The sequence below is a fragment of the Ruegeria profundi genome (genome assembly GCF_001507545.1).
Classification (GTDB): Bacteria; Pseudomonadota; Alphaproteobacteria; order Rhodobacterales; family Rhodobacteraceae; genus Ruegeria; species Ruegeria profundi.
This window is the reverse complement of the sequence record NZ_LQBP01000009.1, coordinates 58,760-77,240: the sequence shown is the minus strand read 5'-3', so window position 1 is coordinate 77,240 and position 18,481 is coordinate 58,760. Positions and strand designations below refer to the sequence as shown.

Sequence of the window (18,481 nt, the reverse complement as noted above, 5' to 3'; positions counted from 1 at the left end):
CTACCCAAACACACGACCCAGCGCGCCATCGACTGCGTCGGTGATCTGGTCGATATCATCCGCGGTTGCGATCAGCGCGGGTGAGAAGCAGAGCGTGTTGTTTTTACCGGGAACCGATCGGTTGGTTGCTCCGATGATCACACCCTGCGACATGCAGTCGGCAACAACAGCCTGCGCCATCTTTTCGTCCACCGGTTCTTTTGTCGCACGATCCACCACCAGCTCAGCCCCGAGGAACAGACCCTTGCCGCGCACGTCACCGATGACCTTGTGTTTCTCCATCAGCGCCTGCAGGTTGCCGACCATTCGGTTGCCCATATCGGTACAGTTTTGCAGCAGGTTCTCATCCTGAATAATGCGCATATTCTCGATCGCCGCAGCCGGGCCGGCGGTGCAACCGCCGAAGGTCGAGATGTCGCGGAAATAGTTCAGCGGATCGGACGCATCATCCTTGAACATGTCAAAGACTTCTTCGGTCGTCACCATGCAGGCAATCGCCGCATAGCCTGAGGCAACGCCTTTTGCCATGGTCACGAAGTCCGGCTTGACGCCATACTGCTGATAGCCGAACCAGGTGCCGGTGCGGCCCACGCCACAGACGACCTCGTCTATATGCAGCAGGATATCGTATTTCTTGCAGATCTCCTGCACGCGCTGCCAGTAGCCCTCGGGCGCTTCGATCACACCGCCGCCTGCTGTGACCGGCTCAAGGCACAGGGCACCGACAGTGTCAGGACCTTCGCGCAGGATGACCTGTTCGATCTGATCTGCGGCCCATTCGCCAAAGTTTTCTTCGGGCGCACCGTCCAGCTCGTGCTTGCGGTACTCCATGCAATGGGGCACGCGCACAAAGTCTGGCGCGAACGGTCCGTATTGTGCGTTGCGTTCATCCTGACCGCCTGCCGACATGGCGGCCAAGGTCGACCCATGATAATCGCGGTCACGGTACATAATCTTGGTCTTTTTACCGCCATACCGCTTGTGTGCGATCTGACGAACCATCTTGAACGCCTTCTCGTTGGCCTCGGACCCCGAGTTCGTATAGTAGACGCGGCTCATCCCCGGCATTTTTTCGATCAGCATCTCGGCAAAGATAGATCCCGGTATCGAGCCCGCGGAATTGGCGAAATAGCACAGCTTCATCAACTGGTCATAGACCGCCTTGCAGATCGATTCGCGGCCATAGCCCACGTTCACAGTCCAGACCCCGCCAGATACGGCGTCCAGATGCTCTTTGCCCTTCTGGTCCCAGACACGCATGCCCTTGCCTTCGACAATGATGCGGGGATCATTGGTTTCAAAGGGTTTATGCTGGATCAGGTGGTGCCAGACGTGGGCGCGGTCGGCTTCGACCACGCGGGAAAGATCGTTTTCGTTGAACGTGCCGTCCATGACATGTCCTTTCAGTTAAATGCGGTGCGCGGGATGCGGGTTCAAGCCCGAACCGGCAGGTGTTTTCGATGGCACAGATCACCGCGAATGGCCTGCCGGAGATAGGGCCAGATTGCATCATCCCGTATGACCAGTCCATCCCTGCGCCGTATTAATACGGATTTGTCAGCCGCGCATCTTTATGATCAAGTCGCGCACAGCAAAAGTTGGGAGGATCGGCGGATGGGAGCCACGCATATTTACGAGCGTCATCTGGATAAATGCCGCGCAAACTATACGCCTTTGACACCGCTGAGCTTTATTGAGCGAACGGCGCAGGTGTATCCGGATTACCCTTCGGTCGTATACGGGGATCGCCGCTATAGCTGGGGGGAAACCTATACCCGGTGTCGGCGACTAGCCGGTGCATTGGCGGCGCGGGGTATCGGGCGAGGTGATACGGTGTCGATCATCGCCGCAAACATCCCTGAACTGTATGAGGCCCATTTTGGCATCCCAATGGCCGGGGCGGTTCTGAACGCGATCAACACGCGGTTGGATGCGCCGATTATCGCCTTTATCCTGAATCACGCGGAATCCAAGGTTTTGATGGTCGATCCCGAATTTTCGGGCGTTGTGAAAGAGGCATTGAAAGAGGTTGATCACGACCTTTTGGTGATCGACATCGAAGATTCCAGCTTTGAGGGGGGCGAAAAGCTGGGCAGCCTGACCTATGATGCGCTGCTGGCAGAGGGCGATCCGGATTTCGCATGGTCTTTGCCCCAAGATGAATGGGACGCGATCACGCTGAACTACACCTCGGGCACTACGGGCAACCCGAAGGGCGTGGTCTATCACCATCGTGGCGCGGCGCTGAACGCTCAGTCCGATCTGTTGGACTGGGACATGCCCAAACACGCCGTATATCTGTGGACACTGCCGATGTTCCACTGCAACGGCTGGTGTTTTCCCTGGGCAATGGCGGCCAATGCGGGTGTTTCGGTCTGTTTGCGCGCGGTGCGGGCCGAGCCGATTTATGCAGCGTTCCGCGATGAAAAGGTAACTCATTTCTGTGGCGCGCCGATTGTGCTCAACATGCTGGCCCATGCACCGGACCACCTGAAAGACTTCGACCATCAGATTAAGGTGATGACAGCCGGTGCCCCGCCGCCAGCTGCCGTTATCGAAGCGATGGAGGCGATGGGGGTCGAAGTGACCCATGTCTATGGCCTGACCGAGACCTATGGCCCCTCTGTGGTTTGCGCCTGGAAGGACGAGTGGAACACTAAGGACGCGAAAGAGCGTGCCGCGCTGAAAGTCCGGCAGGGGGTTCCTTATTCCGCCCTGTCCGGTCTGATGGTGGCAGACCCGGAGACGATGGAGCCCGTGCCTGCGGATGGCGAAACCATGGGTGAGATTTTCATGCAGGGCAACGTCGTCATGAAGGGATACCTGAAAAACCCTGACGCGACGGACAAGGCATTCAAGGGCGGGTGGTTTGCGTCCGGCGACCTGGGGGTGATGTATCCTGATGGCTATATCGCGCTTAAGGACCGGTCCAAGGACATCATCATTTCGGGTGGCGAAAATATCTCATCCGTGGAGGTTGAAGACGTCCTGTACAAACATCCTGCGGTGATGGAGGCTGCGGTCGTGGCGCGCCCAGACGACAAGTGGGGTGAAACCCCATGTGCCTTTGTTGAGCTCAAGCCAGAAGCAACCGTAACCGAATCCGAATTGATTGCCTTTTGCAGGGACAACATGGCCCATTTCAAAGCCCCGAAAACGGTTGTGTTCGGGGCATTACCCAAAACATCGACAGGCAAGATTCAGAAATTCGTTCTGCGAGATAAGGCTCGGGCGCTGACTTAGGCGCCCATCTTGTCAAATATTGACAGGTTCAGTTCCAGCATCTCACCCATCCAAACGGCCCGGTCCCGGTGATCTTCAAGATGTTCGCCGGTCTCAGGATGGGTGAAAATCGTCAGCCCACGCCGGTTTAGCATCAGCCAGGGCAGGACCTGATCCAAGGCATCGGGCGCAAAGGCCAATTGACAGCTCCAGCGCGGATGCGGACCGACATTGCGTTCGTGCACGCGGCCCATCTCAACAGGGAAAAGGCGCGCGGCCTCTGAGCAAACCTGTCGCGCAAGATCAACTGTGTCTGCGTCAAAATAGACATGGGCGTGATAGCCAGTGATCTCGGGCATGGCGACCTCATCAATCCGTTGTGAATGACCTGTGCCTATACTACAGCGAGTCCACGCAAGATACTCCTGCGATTTCCGGTACTGGACCTTCCAATTAGAAAACCGCGGGGTTCGCGAGTTTTATCAAGGCAGACGCGCTATGCGTCGCGAAGCGTTGCCAGTTTTATCGCCTGATCCAGAACGTCTGCGTCGCCGATATGGTTGGCAAGCACAAACACAAGGCGCGCGTTCAACGCGTCGCTGTCTGATTTCTCCAACCCGTCATGGGCTGCCAGCAGGCGGGCATAAAACCCATCGGCATCGTCGAGATTTGGGATGAGGGTCAGTTCAGCCATATCACCTACTCCTTACCGGTGGCCCGACGAATGGCCTGCCGAAATGCGTTTTCTTCATATGTATCGCGACGCGCGGCGACATGCTGATCAGGCCGTATCAGATAGACCGCGCTGGTAGCGTCGCCCAGATACCGCCGCTTGAGATCCAGTGTCACGTCATCTTTGACCGAAAGGGCAAGCCGCGTGGCTTCGACACCGTCTTCCTCGATCCGGTCAGGCGCGTCGGCGTCAATCGTCAGCAAGGTGAACTTGCCCGCCAGTTTCGGCAAAAGGAATTCGTCACCCAAAGGCGCATCAGGGCAGGCTGAACCGGGTCGTGTGAATTCTGGCCCGTTCAGTGCATCCGCTGAATTCAGGGACGACCGGTGGTAGGTACACGGTGTGCTCAACCGTCCGGAATTGACCAGAGGCCTAGCGAACTGATGCCGCGCACTAAGGTCAAGAACCGCGTCGCGAAGCAGCCGGGACATTTCGGATTTCGGAGTGATGAAACTCGTGGACTGGCTGGATTTCGTGATGTTCTCATCCGCTGCCTGCGCCCGTTCCAAGCTGTAGCTGTCCAGCAACAGTTCGGGCGCTTTGCCTTCGATAACCAGCTTCAGTTTCCAACACAGGTTGTCTGCGTCCTGCATGCCGGAGTTTGCCCCCAACGCCCCGAACGGGCTGACCTGATGGGCGCTGTCGCCTGCAAACAGCACACGCCCTTGGCGGAACCGCTCCATCCTGCGGCACTGGAAGGTGTAGATCGACACCCACTCCAACTCAAAATCTACGTCGTCGCCCAGCATTGCCTTGAGGCGAGGAATGACATTCTCGGGCCGTTTTTCGCGTTCTCTGTCAATATCCCAGCCCAATTGAAGATCAATCCGCCAGACATTGTCGGGTTGTTTTTGCATCAACGCCGACTGACCGCGATTGAAGGGCGGGTCGAACCAGAACAGACGCTCGGAGGGGAAATCGGCTTCCATCACCACATCCGCGATCAGGAAGTTGTCTTCGAAGACTTGCCCTTCGAAATCCAGCCCAAGCATCCGTCGCGTGGGCGAACTTGCCCCATCGCAGGCAATCAGCCATTCAGCCTCGATGTTATACGGGCCTTCGGGTGTTACGACCTCAAGCGTGACATGGCTGTCATGCGTTCCTATGGCTTCGACCTTGTTGCGTCCACGAATTTCGATCGGCGCGCCGTTGGCCTGCAACTCTCGCACGCGCTCAACAAGAGCCATTTCAAAATAGTATTGTTGCAGGTTTATGAAAGCCGGATGTGCATATCCGGTATCCGGTTGCAGATCGAACTCATAAATCTGACGGTTGTGGAAATAGATCTTGCCCTTGTCCCATTGCACACCCTTGTCCACCATTGGCCGTACCGCGCCCAGACGATCGGCGATATCCAGCGTGCGTTGCGAGAAACAAATGGCGCGGCTGCCGAAACTGACCTTGTCATTGTCATCCAGCACCACGACCTCGACCCCTTGTTGGGCAAGGTCAATCGCCGTGGCCAACCCGATCGGACCCGCACCGATCACGATTACCTTGTGGCGCACAGTGTTAACCGAGTCCTGATCTGGGCTGCGTTCATAAGCATAAGCCGGGACTTCGAAAATCTTGTTCATCGGCTCCCCCCCGATTTTCCGGCGCTGGTAGTGCGCAAAATCTTGGCAGCCTCTCGCCAGAGGTTTTGCCTATAATTTCATCGAAAAAGCGGCCAGAAAACGATCTGGATCAAATGCGGTGGAATTTCTCTATTCTTAAAAGATGTCTCAGATTCCAAGATGCGGCTAAGTCGCTTATGTAGAAAGAGTGCGGATGCTCCATATTCGATGAAGGCGCGCTTGCGGTAACTGGCGCGCACGGGGTGAGCGCTGGTAATTCCTGCACACTGCCCCCAGATGACACCCAGAGCGGACACTGGAAAAGAAAAAATGACAAGCCCTAATGCCAGAACGGTAAAATCAATTGATCTAAGTGACTGGCTGGTGGAACGCGGTCTGGAAGGTGCCTCGAAAGAAGAGCTTCTGGACGGGTATTGCAACAAATTGTTGGACTTGGGTGTGCCACTGATGCGTTTTCATGCAGCGCAATCCGCATTGCATCCGGTTTATGGGGGTACAGGGTTTAGCTGGTATCAGGGGCAGGGCGGTAGAACCGAGTCTTTTGAGTATTCTGACGAGCCTATAGAACAGTGGCGGCAAAGCCCGCTTTACGCAATCCTCAACGAGGATATCGAGGTCATCCGTGAACGTCTGATCGATCAAAACGAGGCCAGCCGCTTTCCGCTGCTGAACGACCTGCGTCAGATCGGGGCTACTGATTATTACGCGACCGGGGTCAATTTTGACGCCCCGACGCACAGTGAACCCAAAGCCGCAAAAAAGGCTGTGGACGGCGTGTTGATGTCGTGGACGTCTAACGCGCCCGACGGGTTCGCGGATACGGATCTGGACCTTATCAATGCAGCACTGCCGCATCTGGGGCTGGCGCTGAAATCCGCTGCCAGTGCGCGGGTGTCAAAGGACTTGATGCGGGTCTATCTGGGTCGGGACGCGGGGCGGCGGGTATTGTCGGGGGAAATCCGGCGTGGCTCGCTGCAACAAATTGATGCCGTGATGTGGAACTTTGATCTGGAAGGTTTCACCAGCCTGTCCGAAGAGCTTCCGGGAAACGAAATCATCGACATGCTGAACGACTACCTGGCTGTGGCTGTCAGTGTCGTTCATGACAATGGCGGCAATATCCTGAAATTCATGGGTGACGGGCTGATGGCGATGTTCGATGTCGGTGACATTGATGAGGACGCCCGCGCCGCGCTGAAGTCGGTGCCGGTTTTGCAGCAGCGGATGGAGGCGCTGAACGCCCAGCGTGAGGCCGCGGGTTTGCCGGTGGCCAGCTTTACCCTTGCCTTGCATGCGGGGGAAATTCTGTACGGCAATATCGGGTCGGAAACCCGGTTGGACTTCACAGTCATCGGCCCGGCAGTAAACCAGACCGCGCGGATTGCAGGCATGCACCGGTCGCTCGGGCAGCGCATCCTGATCTCGGATGACGTGGCACGCGCGGCCCAACCGTGCGCTCAGGAGTTGGTATCTGTCGGGCGTTACATGCTTCGGGGTGTGCAGGAACCGAAAGAGCTGTTTACGGTCTATAACGGCCGACAATAACAGGTGGTATTCCTGACAGTTCCCAGGCTGTGCCTTCAACCTGATCTGGGGGCCCCTCAGCCCGGGCAGGGGGTTGTCGGATCAATAAGATCCTAGAAATCTATCTCCACGCCCGGCAGGTTCAATTCTTTCATCATGTCGCGCAACTCTTGCCGGGCAGCGATGTTCGAGATGTTCAACTGCTTAACGCCGATATCCTTGAGATCCAGCAGGGTCAGGCCCCGAGGGAACAGTTCGCGGAAGATAACCCGTTCGGAAAAGCCCGAGGCCACGCGGAAACCGATGCGCTGCGACAGCATCTCGATCGCGCGCTGCATCTTTTCCTTGTTGACCATACGCTGTGTGCCGACACGGTTGCGCACCACCACCCAATCAATCGGTTTCAGCCCCGCCTGCGCACGCAACTGACGTGCGTTCCAAACCATTTCTGAATAAACCGAGGGCCCAAGTATTTTTTCGCCCTTTGAGTCGATCCGCGCCAGCAGGTCAAAATCAATAAAGCTGTCGTTAAGCGGTGTGATCAGCGTGTCCGCCAGCGAATGAGCCACCTGGCTGAGACGGGTATGGGACCCGGGGCAGTCGATCAGGATAAAGTCGCTGTCGCTTTCCAGTTCGGACACGGCGGCGGACAGGCGATGGTCATAGATATTCTCGCCCGGTTTCAGCTTGGCCGCATCAATTTCGGGTAGGTCGTGGTGGCGGGGGCTCGGCAGGTTCAGGCCCGAGTTTTTCAGGAAATTGGCGCGGTTCTCAAAATACCGACCAAGGCTGCGCTGCCGTAGATCGAGATCCAGCGTGCTGACCTTGTGCCCCAATCGCGCCAACGCGGTGGCCACGTGCATGGAGACGGTCGATTTGCCTGCGCCGCCCTTCTCGTTCCCCACTACGATGATATGTGCCATGCCTGTATTCCCATGTCCCGCCGTGTTTATCCACACGTTGTTGTGAGCTACTATATGTTGTGGAAGCCGGGAAGGGAAGGACCTCAAGCAGTGAACTGAGGCTGTTAGTTGCAAAACCAAGGACCGGAACCGGGTTTGGCTGCATGTATGACACACAGGCAGAGTTGTTTAATGCTGGCCGCAGGCGGGTGTAGCTGGGGCACCAGTTGGACCTTTTAGCAGCGGTCGCTCAGAAAATTGCCTCACTCGTGATGCTGATACGTCCTCACTTGGAGGTACGCCAGTGCCTCGGACCGTTTGGGCTTATCCCCCAAGGTAGACTCCGTCTTTAGGGCGGTAGAACACCTTCTGGTCGTGCAACTTGCCCAGAAGTTCGTGAACCTGGCGAAGCCTATCTTCGCGTTCAGTCCTGTTTTCTTCGGTTTCCTCCAACACCCCAAGCGACAAAGATGCTGCCGTATCTCGCAATGCGGTTTCGATCAGATCCATATCTGCGACGGAAAGCTCGAACATATCATTGTACCTAGGCATCTTCAGGATCTCCGTGAGGCTGAGGGGATGTTCCAGGCCAGTGTAGCATCCGACGCACCATGGTGTCGCGATAGGATTGGACCACAGTATCCGCGCCAGCATTCAATGTCTGAGCGGGAGCGGTGCATAAAAAAAGGCCGCCCACAAGGACGGCCTTTGGCATTTGAACCAGGTCAGGTTTAGAAGCCCAGACCCTCGTATTTTTTCTTGAACTTGGACACGCGGCCGCCAGCGTCCATCAGGCGGGACGAGCCACCAGTCCACGCGGGGTGCGAAGAGGGGTCGATTTCAAGTGACAGCGTGTCACCTTCGCTGCCCCAGGTCGATTTCATCTGAACCACGGTGCCATCGGTCATTTTGACGTCGATGAAGTGGTAGTCGGGATGGATGTCTTTTTTCATCTTTCCGCTCCTTACGCCTCGGCGCCAGCCTTGGGCTTGTAGTTGGTAACCTCTGCGATACGCGCGGATTTACCACGGCGGGTGCGCAGGTAGTACAGTTTGGCGCGGCGAACTTTACCGCGGCGGACAACGGTGATGCTGTCGATGTTGGTCGAATGCAGCGGGAACACGCGCTCCACGCCTTCGCCAAACGAAATCTTGCGGACAGTGAACGAACCGGCAATGCCATTGCCGCCTTTGCGCGCGATGCAGACACCTTCGTAGTTCTGCACACGGGTGCGCGATCCTTCGGTCACTTTAAAGCCGACACGGATGGTGTCACCGGCTTTGAAATCGGGGATGTCTTTCCCCAGGGCGGCAATCTGTTCCGCCTCAAGCTGTGCGATCAGGTCCATCGCAGTTACTCCTATATGCTCGTGGTTTGTCCACGAAGTTAAGCACGGCCTGAGAGCTCTTGGTCTTCTACCGGGTCCTGCGAACAGCCCGCCAGAGGTCAGATCGAATGTTCCTTTGGTTCGGTTCGCCCTGACACGCCATGGCTGAAGAAAACCGGGCGCTGCGCCACGATGCAAACCAAAACACCGGAGTCGCGTCTCGCGGCACCGGATTGCGCTCATTTACGGGCTTTGCGATCAGTGATCAAGACAAAAAAGCCACGTTTTTCAGGTTTGGGCGGTGGGATTGCGCCGATTGGACTCTGGCCCGTTGCCTTATTGGTCTGATCAGGCATTCTGAAAAGCAATTATCAGAGCAGACATTTAAAACAGGAACAGATCATGCGTTTAGCATTGATACTGACAGCTATCGCGTTTGCGGTGCTGTCCTGCGGTCGCGGCACCCCTCCGCCACAACAGGTCGAGGCCAAAGCGTTTTTGCGCACCACGTCCCCTGCAGTCATATACCCGGCCTTCGGTGACGCTGATCCGCACGACTGGGATGGGCGGCACCCCGGCTATTATCCGGTACACGGGTTGGACGTGTCGCGATGGCAGGGGCCAATCGACTGGCGCAAGGCCAAAGCCTCGGGTGTCAGTTTCGTGTTTATCAAAGCGACCGAGGGCGGCGACGTCGCCGATCCCATGTTCGATGACCATCGGCGTGGCGCACAGGCCGCTGGGGTGCCTTGGGGTGCATACCACTATTACTATTTCTGCCGCCCTGCGCATGAACAGGCGCGGTGGTTCATAAAGAACGTTCCCAAGGGCGCAGATCTGCCCCACGTGCTTGATATGGAATGGACGCCGCACTCCAAGACCTGCCGGCTACGCCCTGACGGGGCAAAGGTCCGCGCCGAAGCAAAGCGGTTCCTCGATATTCTCGAGCGTCATTACGGGCGTCGTCCGATTGTCTATACGACCGTGGATTTCCACGCCGACACAGACATTGATCGGCTGCGCGGGACCGAATTCTGGCTGCGCTCTGTCGCGGGGCATCCGCGCAAAGTCTACCCCAAGGCATCCTGGCGGTTCTGGCAATATACCGGCACCGGGCTGGTGCCGGGCGTGCAGGGCAGGGTGGATATCAATACGTTTAACGGACAGCCCGAGACTTGGGCGCGCTGGAAAGCGGGGGGCTAGCCCCGCGTTTTGCGATAGCTTTCCCAAAGATCAGGCCGTCTTTCGCGGGTGATCTGTTCCGACATCTCGTGCCGCCACTCGGCGATGCGGCCATGATGACCGGACATCAGGATATCAGGGATCGCGCGGCCCTTCCATTCGGCGGGGCGGGTGTATTGTGGATGCTCAAGCAGGCCCGAGGAAAAGCTTTCTTCTTCAGCCGAGGCCTGATTGCCCAGTACACCGGGTATCAGCCGCACCGTCGCGTCAATCAGTGCCTGGGCCGCGATCTCGCCACCGGTCATGACGAAATCTCCTAACGAGACCTCCTGAACGCCGTAATGTTCCAGCACCCGTTCATCGACGCCTTCGAACCGGCCACACAGAAGGGTCATGCCATCACAGCGCGCGAGGTTTTGCATCATGCGCTGGTCCATCCGGCGACCACGCGGGCTGAGATAGATCAGCGGCCAGTTCCCCTGCACACCGGCCATCGTGTGTTCGATCGCTTCGCCCAAGACATCCGGACGCAGCACCATGCCCGCGCCACCGCCCGCAGGGGTGTCGTCTACGTTGCGGTGCTTTCCGACGCCGAACTGACGCAGATCGACGGTTTCTAGTTGCCACAGCCCCTCTTGCAGCGCCTTGCCTGTCAGGCTTTCGCCAAGGACCCCAGGAAAGGCTGACGGGAACAGGGTGATGACCTTCGCTTTCCAAACGCCGTGCAGGTCTGGTGTGGGGGTCAAGAGCTCACGCGGTTTCAGGGTCGGGCGGATCGCCTTGCGACCGTGGGATTTGCTGGGCTTTTCTGTCATGTCGTGCCGATCAGCGCCTTTTTTGCGCGTTCAATTGTCGCCGTCTTTTGCGCGATCAGGGCGGCCTCGTCCAGACGCGAACGGTTCAGATCCAGCAGTTCTTGAAGAACGTCTTCGGGCAGGCGGGTATTGACCTTGGACGGCGGCACCAAAAGTCTGGCTTTGTCGCGCGGCAGATTCAAGAATTCGGCAAACGGCGTGCCAGTGCCAAAGCGCTGCAATTGCAAGTCTTCAAGCCAGCCTGTTGTTACGGTAACGGTGGGCAACCTGTCGCGGATCTGATCCACCGTGTGTTGCAGAGAGGGCAGATGATCCATGCGCAACCTGAACGTCTCATAATCCAGCACTTGACGCATGCGTTGCAGATCATGCGCCCAAAGACTGCGCAACCAACTGCCGTGCTGGCGCAAAGACAGGTAGATCGTGATCTGAACCTCTTGCCCGGCAAAGCGGTGACGGACCGCATCAACCAGACAAGCGGCAAGCTCTGGGGTGGCGGCATAGCCCTGTTCGATATTGCGGCTGGGACGTAGGCCCGCGAAGTTTTCCTCGCTGACGATCAACCCGCGCCGGGTGGCGAAATCCAGCGTGTCGAAAAACGCGCGCAGCCGCGCGCCGAACTCGGACAGGGTGCCAACTGTACCATAGATGGAATGGCTGATCGCCGCTTGCGACAGGTCGGACTTGCGGGTGCGATAGGGCAGTGCCAGCGAAAAATGCGGCCAGATGAGTTCCCTATTGTCGTAGAGGAACGATTGCGCCGCAGTGGTGCCGGTTTTGTGCAGCCCCAAATGCAGCAAAACCCGACGCATCAGATCAGCCCTTCTGGCGGGTCGGCGATGATGCGGCCTGTGTCCAGATCGACCGTTGGTACAGCGTCTCGTGTGAAGGGCAACAACACCGTGGCTTTCATACCCGGCCCATGCAGCTCCAGCAGATCCGCCGCGCCATGGTTCTGCACCGATTTAACCCTGCCCAACAGGGTGCCGCCAGTGTCATAAACCTCAAGCCCGATCAGGTCGGTGTGATAGAATTCGTCATCCGGCAGCGATGGCAATTGCGCGCGACGTGCGAACAAGCGCAACCCTTTGAGGGCGTCAGCCTCTTCTTTGGTTTCAACACCGCCCATCCGAGCGGCAAAGCCGTTCTTGATCGGGCGGGTCAGAACCAGAGGATAGCGTTCGGCCCCGCTTTCATCCGTCAGGGGCGAATAGGCTTCGATATCCTCCGGGATCGCGCAATAGCTTTTAAGACGTACTTCGCCGCGCACACCGTAAGAGCCCGCAATGCTGCCAACGCAAATCAGATCACTCATTTGGCTTGTCCACCGTCACACATAGCCCATCTTGCCAATCACCGCGCACCTCGCATGCTTCACGCTGGTTCGAGCGTTCAAAGAATACGCCCACAATAAATGCGATCATCAGCAGTATGGGAAGTCGAATAAGGCCGAACATCCTTAACGCACCTCAATCGGCAGCGCGTCTTCCCGGTCTTCCCAGCCGACACGTTCCAGTTCCGGCGTGTCGGAAAAGTCTTCGGGCCAGCCGATGCAGAAGTTGCCAATAAGGCGCCAGCTAACGGGTATGCGCAGGTCACGCGCCAGCTGGTCGGGGTTCAGAATGGACACCCAACCCAGCCCCAGCCCTTGTGCCCAAGCGGCGAGCCAGAACAGAGTTACGGCACAAACGACTGAGTAATGCCGCATCTCGGGCATGGTTCCGGCACCCAGGCGCTGCCCCTTGTCAGTGGCATCGTCGCAGAAGACTGCCAGCTGCACCGGCGCTTCTTGCATGCCGGACAGCTTCAATTGGCCGTAAATTTTTGCTTTTTCGCCTGAATACCCATCCAAAGCCTGCGCGTTTGCGGTTTGGAAATATTCAAGCGCCGCAGTACGAGCCTTTGGGCTGTCGACGCGAATAACGCGCCACGGCTCGCTGAGGCCTACGGACGGGGCCAGCCGAAACGTGTCGAGGCAGCGCATCAGCACGGCCTCGTCCACGGGATCGGTGCGGAACCGGCGCACGTCGCGCCGGAGCCGCATCAACAGATTGAACTGCGTACGGAAATCGTCGGTAAAAGCCTGACCCTGCACGCGTCCGCCTGCTTACTCTTCAGCTGCGGCTTCTTCAGCAGGTGCAGCCGCCGCTTCGGCAGCTTCAGCAGCCTTTGCAGCTTTCTCTTCTGCACGTTCCTGCGCTTTCTTGCCTGGGGTGCCTTTCTGCGGGTTGTTACGCTCGGCCTTGTCGCGGGTGCCGGCGGCTTCCAGCATACGTGCGATACGGTCGGTCGGCTGTGCGCCCTGATCCAGCCAGTACTGAATGCGCTCCATGTCCATTTTCACGCGCTCTTCGCTGTCTTTCGGCAGCAGCGGATTGTAAACGCCAAGTTTCTCGATGAAACGGCCATCGCGAGGCATGCGGCTGTCCGCCGCTACGATGCGATAGAAAGGACGTTTTTTCGAGCCGCCGCGGGCGAGACGAATTTTCATTGCCATGGTGGTATCTCCTTTGAATGGCGTGACCGGTCGCGGACCGGGTATTCTTGGTATTCGTGGAAACGCGGGTTATTCCTGATGTTTCCGGTGGTGTCGGATGACTTCCTGAATGATGAAATTCAGGAAAGCCTTGGCGAAATCAGGGTCCAGATCGGCCTGTTTCGCCAGGTCTTCTAACCGAGCGATCTGCGCAGCCTCACGCGTGGGATCGGACGGGGGAAGGTCGTGTTCGGCCTTGAGCTTGCCTACAGCCTGCGTGTGCTTGAACCGCTCGCCCAGCGTATAGACAAGGATCGCGTCCAGCCGGTCAATGCTGTCGCGGTGGTCTTTCAACAGCGTGGCAGCCTGTGTCACGGGGTTGGTCATGTGTAGGCCTCCATGCCGCCATTCACCAGATCGCCGGGTGCCGTGTGACGCCAGATCTCGGTAGTGCCGAATTTCGGGTGTTCGTAGTTGTAATCGAAAGCGGCACCCAAGCGTTTGGCAACCGCCTTGCTGGCGTGGTTGTCCGGGTCGATCAGCGAAATTGCCGTTTCCCATCCGAGAATGTCATAAGCATAAGCGCGCGCGGCTTGCGCAGCCTCGGTCGCATAGCCTTTACCAGTGGCGTGATTCATCAGTGTCCAGCCGATTTCGGGTTCGGGCCAGCCCTCTGGGTACCACAGACCGACATGGCCTACATAGGTGCCGGTTTCCTTTTCCTCGACGCCCCAGAACCCATAGCCGCGCAAAGCCCAGTGGCCCAGCAGCGTGGCAATTGCCCGCCAAGTCTCATCCCGGCGCAGAGGTCCGCCGACAAAGCGCGATGCCTCGCTGGCAAAGAACTCTGCCTCGGTGTCCAGATCAGCCTCGGACGGCGCGCGAAGGATCAGGCGCTCGGTCTCAAGCCGGGGGATATGAGGGGTGAGGGCGTTCATTTACTTCTTCTTGCCAAACCCGCTGAGGCCCGGAGGCAGGGCCATGCCGCCACCCAGACCCGGCAAACCGCCACGTCCACCCATCGCCTTGGCCGCCTGTTCCAATGCCTTTGGGTCCATACCCGCGGCCATGTCTTCGGGCGACGGGCTGCCCTTGCCGAACATGCCTTTCATGGCCTGTTTCAGCATCTTGCCTTTGCCCATCTTGCCCATCTTCTTCATCATGTCCGACATTTGCCGGTGCATCTTGAGCAGCTTGTTAAGGTCGCTGACTTCCATGCCCGAACCGGCCGCGATCCGTTTTTTCCGGCTTGCTTGCAGTAGTTGCGGGTTGGCGCGTTCTTTCTTGGTCATGGACTGAATCATGGCAATCTGTTGGCGCAGGATTTTGTCATCCAGACCAGCCTGATCCATCTGCTTGGCCATCTTGCCCATGCCCGGCATCATGCCCATCATGCCCTGCATGCCGCCCATCTGGATCATCTGCTCCAGCTGCATTTTCAGGTCGTTCATATTGAACTGACCCTTGACCATGCGCTTCATCATACGCTCGGTCTGTTCCATCTCCATCGTTTCCTGGGCTTTTTCGACCAGAGCAACGATGTCGCCCATGCCCAGAATACGACCCGCGATCCGGTCCGGCTCGAAGGTTTCGAGCGCATCCATCTTTTCGCCCAGACCGACAAAGCGGATCGGCTTGCCGGTGACCGCGCGCATCGACAGAGCCGCGCCGCCGCGCCCGTCACCGTCCATTCGGGTCAGAACCACGCCTGAGATGCCAACTTTGGCGTCGAACTCCTCGGCGACTTCAACGGCGACCTGACCCGTCAGGCCATCGACGACCAGCAGGGTTTCGCGCGGATCAACCGCGTTGCGGACCTGCTCAACCTCGTCCATCAGCACTTCGTCAATGTGCAGACGGCCCGCAGTGTCGAGCATATAGACGTCATAGCCGCCCAGCGTCGCCTGCTGCTTGGCGCGCTTGGCGATATCAACCGGTTTCTGGCCGGGAACGATCGGCAGAGTATCGACGCCAACCTGCGTGCCCAGAACGGCCAGCTGATCCATAGCCGCCGGGCGGTATACGTCCAGCGAGGCCATCAGGACCTTCTTGCCCTCTTTTTCTTTCAGGCGTTTGGCCAGCTTACCGGTTGTGGTCGTCTTACCCGAACCTTGCAGACCGACCATTAGGATCGGTGCAGGCGGGTTGTCGATCTTCAGCTTGCCGGGGTCGTCTTCGCCACGCAGCACGTCAACCAGCGCATCATGCACGATCTTGACGACCTGTTGGCCGGGTGTGATTGACTTGGTGACAGCCTGACCAGTGGCTTGATCCTGAACTTTCTTGACAAATTCGCGCGCAACCGGCAGCGAGACGTCGGCCTCAAGCAACGCTACGCGGACTTCGCGCAGGGCGGTCTTTACGTCTTCCTCGGACAGCGCGCCCTGTTTGGTCAGCCGGTCAAAGACGCCAGAGAGGCGTTCGGATAGATTTTCAAACATGCCTTCGGCCTCCTTAGCCGGTTATCTCGTGGCACTTCCTAGGTAGGAAATACCGGTTAAATACACAATTGCCCCCTCCCACAGAATTAGACGTGGGATAAAGCCAAATGGAATTGCCCCCACGGGCGAAACTCGCTGGTGGGGGGCGATCCCTGAACGACTCAAGGGACCGGAAGATCAGACGCTTCCGGATGTTTGAGGGGTCACTAGGCGGGATCGGCGTCAGAGTCAACCATGTGCGCTGCAGCCTGCTTGCATCGCGGCCGCGTATTCGTCATGACGACCGCAACGCGCAGGAGGTTCCCATGGACGCATCTTCGACTTTTCAGGATACATTGCCGCTCAGTTCGGATGCGCTGCTGGCGCAGTTGGATAGCTGGGGGCTGGCCTACCGTCTGCACACCCATGTTCCACTGCGCACGGTTGAAGAGTCAAAGGCGGTCGAAGATCAGTTTATGGTACCGGGCGAAAACGCCCTGCGCCTCAAGAACCTGTACTTGCGAGACAAGAAAAAGCGGAACTACCTCGTGACTTTGGAGCAGAGCCGCGAGATTGATCTCAAGGCGCTGGGTGCCAAGCTCGGGGTGGGCAATCTATCGTTTGGTTCGGCGGATCGGTTGATGCAGAACCTTGGCATTCGTCCCGGCGCGGTCAGCCCGCTTGCCATGATCAACGGGGTGCAAAACAACGTCAGCTTCTTCATGGACGGGGCGGCGCAGCAGGCAGATGTCATTTACATGCACCCTTTGGTCAATGACCGCACGGTGGCAATGGCGCGCACAGACCTGATGGCATTTTTCGAAAAGATCGGCTGCGACGTGCGCTGGCTGCATTGATCAACCCTCAAGCGCTTCTTTCAAGGCGGCTGCGACATGAGCCGCCGACGGATTGACGAAAAGATGCCCGTCAGCCTCGAAAACCGGGTCGTCCAGATGATCCGGAAACGCCAACGGCAATTCTGTGCAGGCCAACAGAATGGCGGTTCCCGGCTCTGCATGTCTGTTGCAATAGGCCAGCAGCCTGTCGCGCGCAGCCGCTGAGGCACCGCCATAGAAATCACTGTCGATCATGGCCTGCATTTCGGCGATCTCATCCGAGGGTAAGCGATTATTGGCTGTAATGCCCTCTTGGGCCAGTTGGTCGGCGTAGTCGGTCGCCTGCATGGTGACGGTTGTCCCCAATATCAGCGCTTTGGACGCGCCCGTTGTGGCAGTAACTCGGGCCGTGGCGTCGAAGATGCTGAGGATCGGCATCGAAACGCCCTGCCTGATCGCATGCAGCCTTGCATGAGGCGTGTTTGAGGCGATTATTCCGAAATCACATCCGGCACGTTCCAGTGTCAGCAATGCGTCGCGAAACACGGCGTCAAACCCGGCCCAGCTGCCCTCATCCCCGGCCACGCCACGCAAAGCACGGGTTTTGGCTTGTGTCACGGATTCGATGGTCATCGGCGGGACAGGCAGCGGAGACCCATGCCCGCGTTCAGCAAAGTACTGGCCTGCGCCCTGGGCGATTGCCCGATAGTAATCTACGGTCGAGGCCCAGCCCACGCCGCCCAGAATGCCAATTTTCTTCATGATAAACGCCCAGCCTGCGAATTCTGTTTCAGACGCAGACTGGACGTTTCCCGGCGCAAAAGCCAGAGGTGGTTCAGGCGGCCAGCTCGGTCACGGCCTTTTGGGCGTTGCTCAGCGCGGCCTCGGCGTCGATGGCCATCGAGTCGGCGGCGACAATGTCAACATCGGTGATACCGATGAAGCCCAGCATGTGACGGACGTAGCCGGTGGCAAAGTCGATCTCGGACCCGACCGCCGTACCGCCCGACGCAATTGCGAGAACCACGCGCTTGCCCTCTAGCAGACCTTTGGGGCCATTCTCGGTGTACGAAAATGTTACGCCTGCGCGGGCAACCAGATCGATCCAGGCTTTGAACGCTGCCGGCACCGAAAAATTATAGATGGGCAAGCCGATGACGATGGTGTCGGCGTCTTGAAGCTCATTCACCAGGCTGTCCGACAATGCCAACTGGTCGCGTTGCGCATCGCTGCGTTGATCCGCTGGCGTGAAGTTGGCGTTGATCCATTCTTCGGTCAACAGGGGCAGCGGCTTTGCCAGATCGCGGCGGATGATGCGGCCGCCACCCAGATGCTTGACGATACGGTCAGATAGGTCACGGCTTGCGGAACCTTCGCGGCGGGCAGAAGCGTCGATATGAAGGATTGTTTTGGTCATGTCTTCGATCCTTAGGTTTATGAAATTTATTCTGGGGTCATATATGAATA

At 57.9% G+C, this 18,481-nt stretch carries 23 protein-coding genes; 4 read left to right on the top strand and 19 right to left on the bottom strand.

Going from position 1 to position 18,481, the window contains the following annotated elements; genetic code table 11:
* Nucleotides 1-1,392 carry an aminotransferase family protein gene (locus AVO44_RS16580; protein WP_068339234.1) on the bottom strand — a complete coding sequence of 464 codons (1,392 nt, stop codon included), beginning with the start codon at nucleotides 1,390-1,392 and terminating at the stop codon, nucleotides 1-3.
* Nucleotides 1,393-1,614: 222 nt separating this feature from the next.
* Between AVO44_RS16580 and AVO44_RS16575 the strand changes: the two genes are divergently transcribed.
* Entirely contained in the window at nucleotides 1,615-3,243 is a 1,629-nt protein-coding gene (locus AVO44_RS16575) for an acyl-CoA synthetase (RefSeq protein WP_068339543.1), read from the top strand.
* Here the strand turns inward: AVO44_RS16575 and AVO44_RS16570 are convergent.
* The 3 genes from AVO44_RS16570 to AVO44_RS16560 form a co-directional block, all read right to left on the bottom strand.
* Nucleotides 3,240-3,581, bottom strand: a complete 342-nt coding sequence (locus AVO44_RS16570; protein WP_068339230.1) for a DOPA 4,5-dioxygenase family protein — start codon at nucleotides 3,579-3,581, stop codon at nucleotides 3,240-3,242. The genes AVO44_RS16575 and AVO44_RS16570 overlap by 4 nt on opposite strands.
* Nucleotides 3,582-3,718: 137 nt before the next feature.
* A complete protein-coding gene (locus AVO44_RS16565; protein WP_068339226.1) occupies nucleotides 3,719-3,916 on the bottom strand; it encodes a DUF2783 domain-containing protein in 198 nt (65 codons plus the stop codon).
* A 5-nt stretch (nucleotides 3,917-3,921) separates the two neighbouring features.
* A complete protein-coding gene (locus tag AVO44_RS16560) occupies nucleotides 3,922-5,532 on the bottom strand; it encodes an FAD-dependent oxidoreductase (RefSeq protein ID WP_068339223.1) in 1,611 nt (536 codons plus the stop codon).
* 309 nt (nucleotides 5,533-5,841) lie between these two features.
* Between AVO44_RS16560 and AVO44_RS16555 the strand changes: the two genes are divergently transcribed.
* Nucleotides 5,842-7,077, top strand: coding sequence for an adenylate/guanylate cyclase domain-containing protein (locus AVO44_RS16555; RefSeq protein WP_068339220.1), 1,236 nt, complete (start codon nucleotides 5,842-5,844; stop codon nucleotides 7,075-7,077).
* Nucleotides 7,078-7,169: 92 nt separating this feature from the next.
* On the opposite strand, the gene AVO44_RS16550 is transcribed toward AVO44_RS16555, so the two are convergent.
* From AVO44_RS16550 to rplS, 4 genes are all read right to left on the bottom strand, one after another.
* The gene (locus AVO44_RS16550) at nucleotides 7,170-7,979 is read right to left on the bottom strand and encodes a division plane positioning ATPase MipZ (protein ID WP_068339216.1); all 810 of its coding nucleotides are present in this window, start codon (nucleotides 7,977-7,979) and stop codon (nucleotides 7,170-7,172) included.
* A gap of 303 nt (nucleotides 7,980-8,282) precedes the next feature.
* Nucleotides 8,283-8,510, bottom strand: a complete 228-nt coding sequence (locus tag AVO44_RS16545; protein ID WP_068339540.1) for a hypothetical protein — start codon at nucleotides 8,508-8,510, stop codon at nucleotides 8,283-8,285.
* A gap of 179 nt (nucleotides 8,511-8,689) precedes the next feature.
* A complete protein-coding gene (gene rpmE, locus AVO44_RS16540; RefSeq protein ID WP_068339212.1) occupies nucleotides 8,690-8,911 on the bottom strand; it encodes a 50S ribosomal protein L31 in 222 nt (73 codons plus the stop codon).
* 11 nt (nucleotides 8,912-8,922) lie between these two features.
* On the bottom strand, nucleotides 8,923-9,306 hold the full coding sequence (gene rplS / locus AVO44_RS16535; protein WP_068339209.1) for a 50S ribosomal protein L19: 384 nt from the start codon (nucleotides 9,304-9,306) through the stop codon (nucleotides 8,923-8,925).
* A 381-nt stretch (nucleotides 9,307-9,687) separates the two neighbouring features.
* Between rplS and AVO44_RS16530 the strand changes: the two genes are divergently transcribed.
* Nucleotides 9,688-10,488: a glycoside hydrolase family 25 protein gene (locus tag AVO44_RS16530; protein ID WP_068339206.1), complete on the top strand. Its 801-nt coding sequence runs from the start codon at nucleotides 9,688-9,690 to the stop codon at nucleotides 10,486-10,488.
* Here the strand turns inward: AVO44_RS16530 and trmD are convergent.
* The 9 genes from trmD to ffh form a co-directional block, all read right to left on the bottom strand.
* Complete coding sequence (gene trmD, locus AVO44_RS16525; protein WP_068339202.1) at nucleotides 10,485-11,282, bottom strand: tRNA (guanosine(37)-N1)-methyltransferase TrmD; 798 nt, start codon at nucleotides 11,280-11,282, stop codon at nucleotides 10,485-10,487. The genes AVO44_RS16530 and trmD overlap by 4 nt on opposite strands.
* Nucleotides 11,279-12,094: a hypothetical protein gene (locus tag AVO44_RS16520; RefSeq protein ID WP_068339200.1), complete on the bottom strand. Its 816-nt coding sequence runs from the start codon at nucleotides 12,092-12,094 to the stop codon at nucleotides 11,279-11,281. The genes trmD and AVO44_RS16520 overlap by 4 nt, the downstream gene beginning before the upstream one ends.
* The gene (gene rimM, locus AVO44_RS16515) at nucleotides 12,094-12,597 is read right to left on the bottom strand and encodes a ribosome maturation factor RimM (RefSeq protein ID WP_068339196.1); all 504 of its coding nucleotides are present in this window, start codon (nucleotides 12,595-12,597) and stop codon (nucleotides 12,094-12,096) included. Before rimM ends, AVO44_RS16520 begins: the two co-directional genes overlap by 1 nt.
* A complete protein-coding gene (locus AVO44_RS21350; protein ID WP_169794867.1) occupies nucleotides 12,590-12,739 on the bottom strand; it encodes a hypothetical protein in 150 nt (49 codons plus the stop codon). The genes rimM and AVO44_RS21350 overlap by 8 nt, the downstream gene beginning before the upstream one ends.
* 2 nt (nucleotides 12,740-12,741) lie before the next feature.
* Nucleotides 12,742-13,377, bottom strand: a complete 636-nt coding sequence (gene bluB, locus AVO44_RS16510; RefSeq protein WP_082677524.1) for a 5,6-dimethylbenzimidazole synthase — start codon at nucleotides 13,375-13,377, stop codon at nucleotides 12,742-12,744.
* A 12-nt stretch (nucleotides 13,378-13,389) separates the two neighbouring features.
* Nucleotides 13,390-13,779, bottom strand: a complete 390-nt coding sequence (rpsP, locus tag AVO44_RS16505) for a 30S ribosomal protein S16 (RefSeq protein ID WP_068339193.1) — start codon at nucleotides 13,777-13,779, stop codon at nucleotides 13,390-13,392.
* A 69-nt stretch (nucleotides 13,780-13,848) separates the two neighbouring features.
* Nucleotides 13,849-14,145, bottom strand: a complete 297-nt coding sequence (locus tag AVO44_RS16500) for a chorismate mutase (protein ID WP_068339190.1) — start codon at nucleotides 14,143-14,145, stop codon at nucleotides 13,849-13,851.
* A complete protein-coding gene (locus AVO44_RS16495) occupies nucleotides 14,142-14,696 on the bottom strand; it encodes a GNAT family N-acetyltransferase (protein WP_068339187.1) in 555 nt (184 codons plus the stop codon). The genes AVO44_RS16500 and AVO44_RS16495 overlap by 4 nt, the downstream gene beginning before the upstream one ends.
* Entirely contained in the window at nucleotides 14,697-16,199 is a 1,503-nt protein-coding gene (ffh, locus tag AVO44_RS16490) for a signal recognition particle protein (RefSeq protein ID WP_068339185.1), read from the bottom strand.
* A 305-nt stretch (nucleotides 16,200-16,504) separates the two neighbouring features.
* Between ffh and AVO44_RS16485 the strand changes: the two genes are divergently transcribed.
* Entirely contained in the window at nucleotides 16,505-17,035 is a 531-nt protein-coding gene (locus tag AVO44_RS16485) for a prolyl-tRNA synthetase associated domain-containing protein (RefSeq protein WP_068339534.1), read from the top strand.
* On the opposite strand, the gene AVO44_RS16480 is transcribed toward AVO44_RS16485, so the two are convergent.
* Together AVO44_RS16480 and AVO44_RS16475 are read right to left on the bottom strand one after the other, a co-directional pair.
* Complete coding sequence (locus AVO44_RS16480; protein WP_068339183.1) at nucleotides 17,036-17,776, bottom strand: aspartate/glutamate racemase family protein; 741 nt, start codon at nucleotides 17,774-17,776, stop codon at nucleotides 17,036-17,038.
* A 73-nt stretch (nucleotides 17,777-17,849) separates the two neighbouring features.
* Complete coding sequence (locus AVO44_RS16475) at nucleotides 17,850-18,431, bottom strand: FMN-dependent NADH-azoreductase (RefSeq protein ID WP_068339180.1); 582 nt, start codon at nucleotides 18,429-18,431, stop codon at nucleotides 17,850-17,852.
* Between the last annotated feature and the right edge of the window lie 50 nt (nucleotides 18,432-18,481).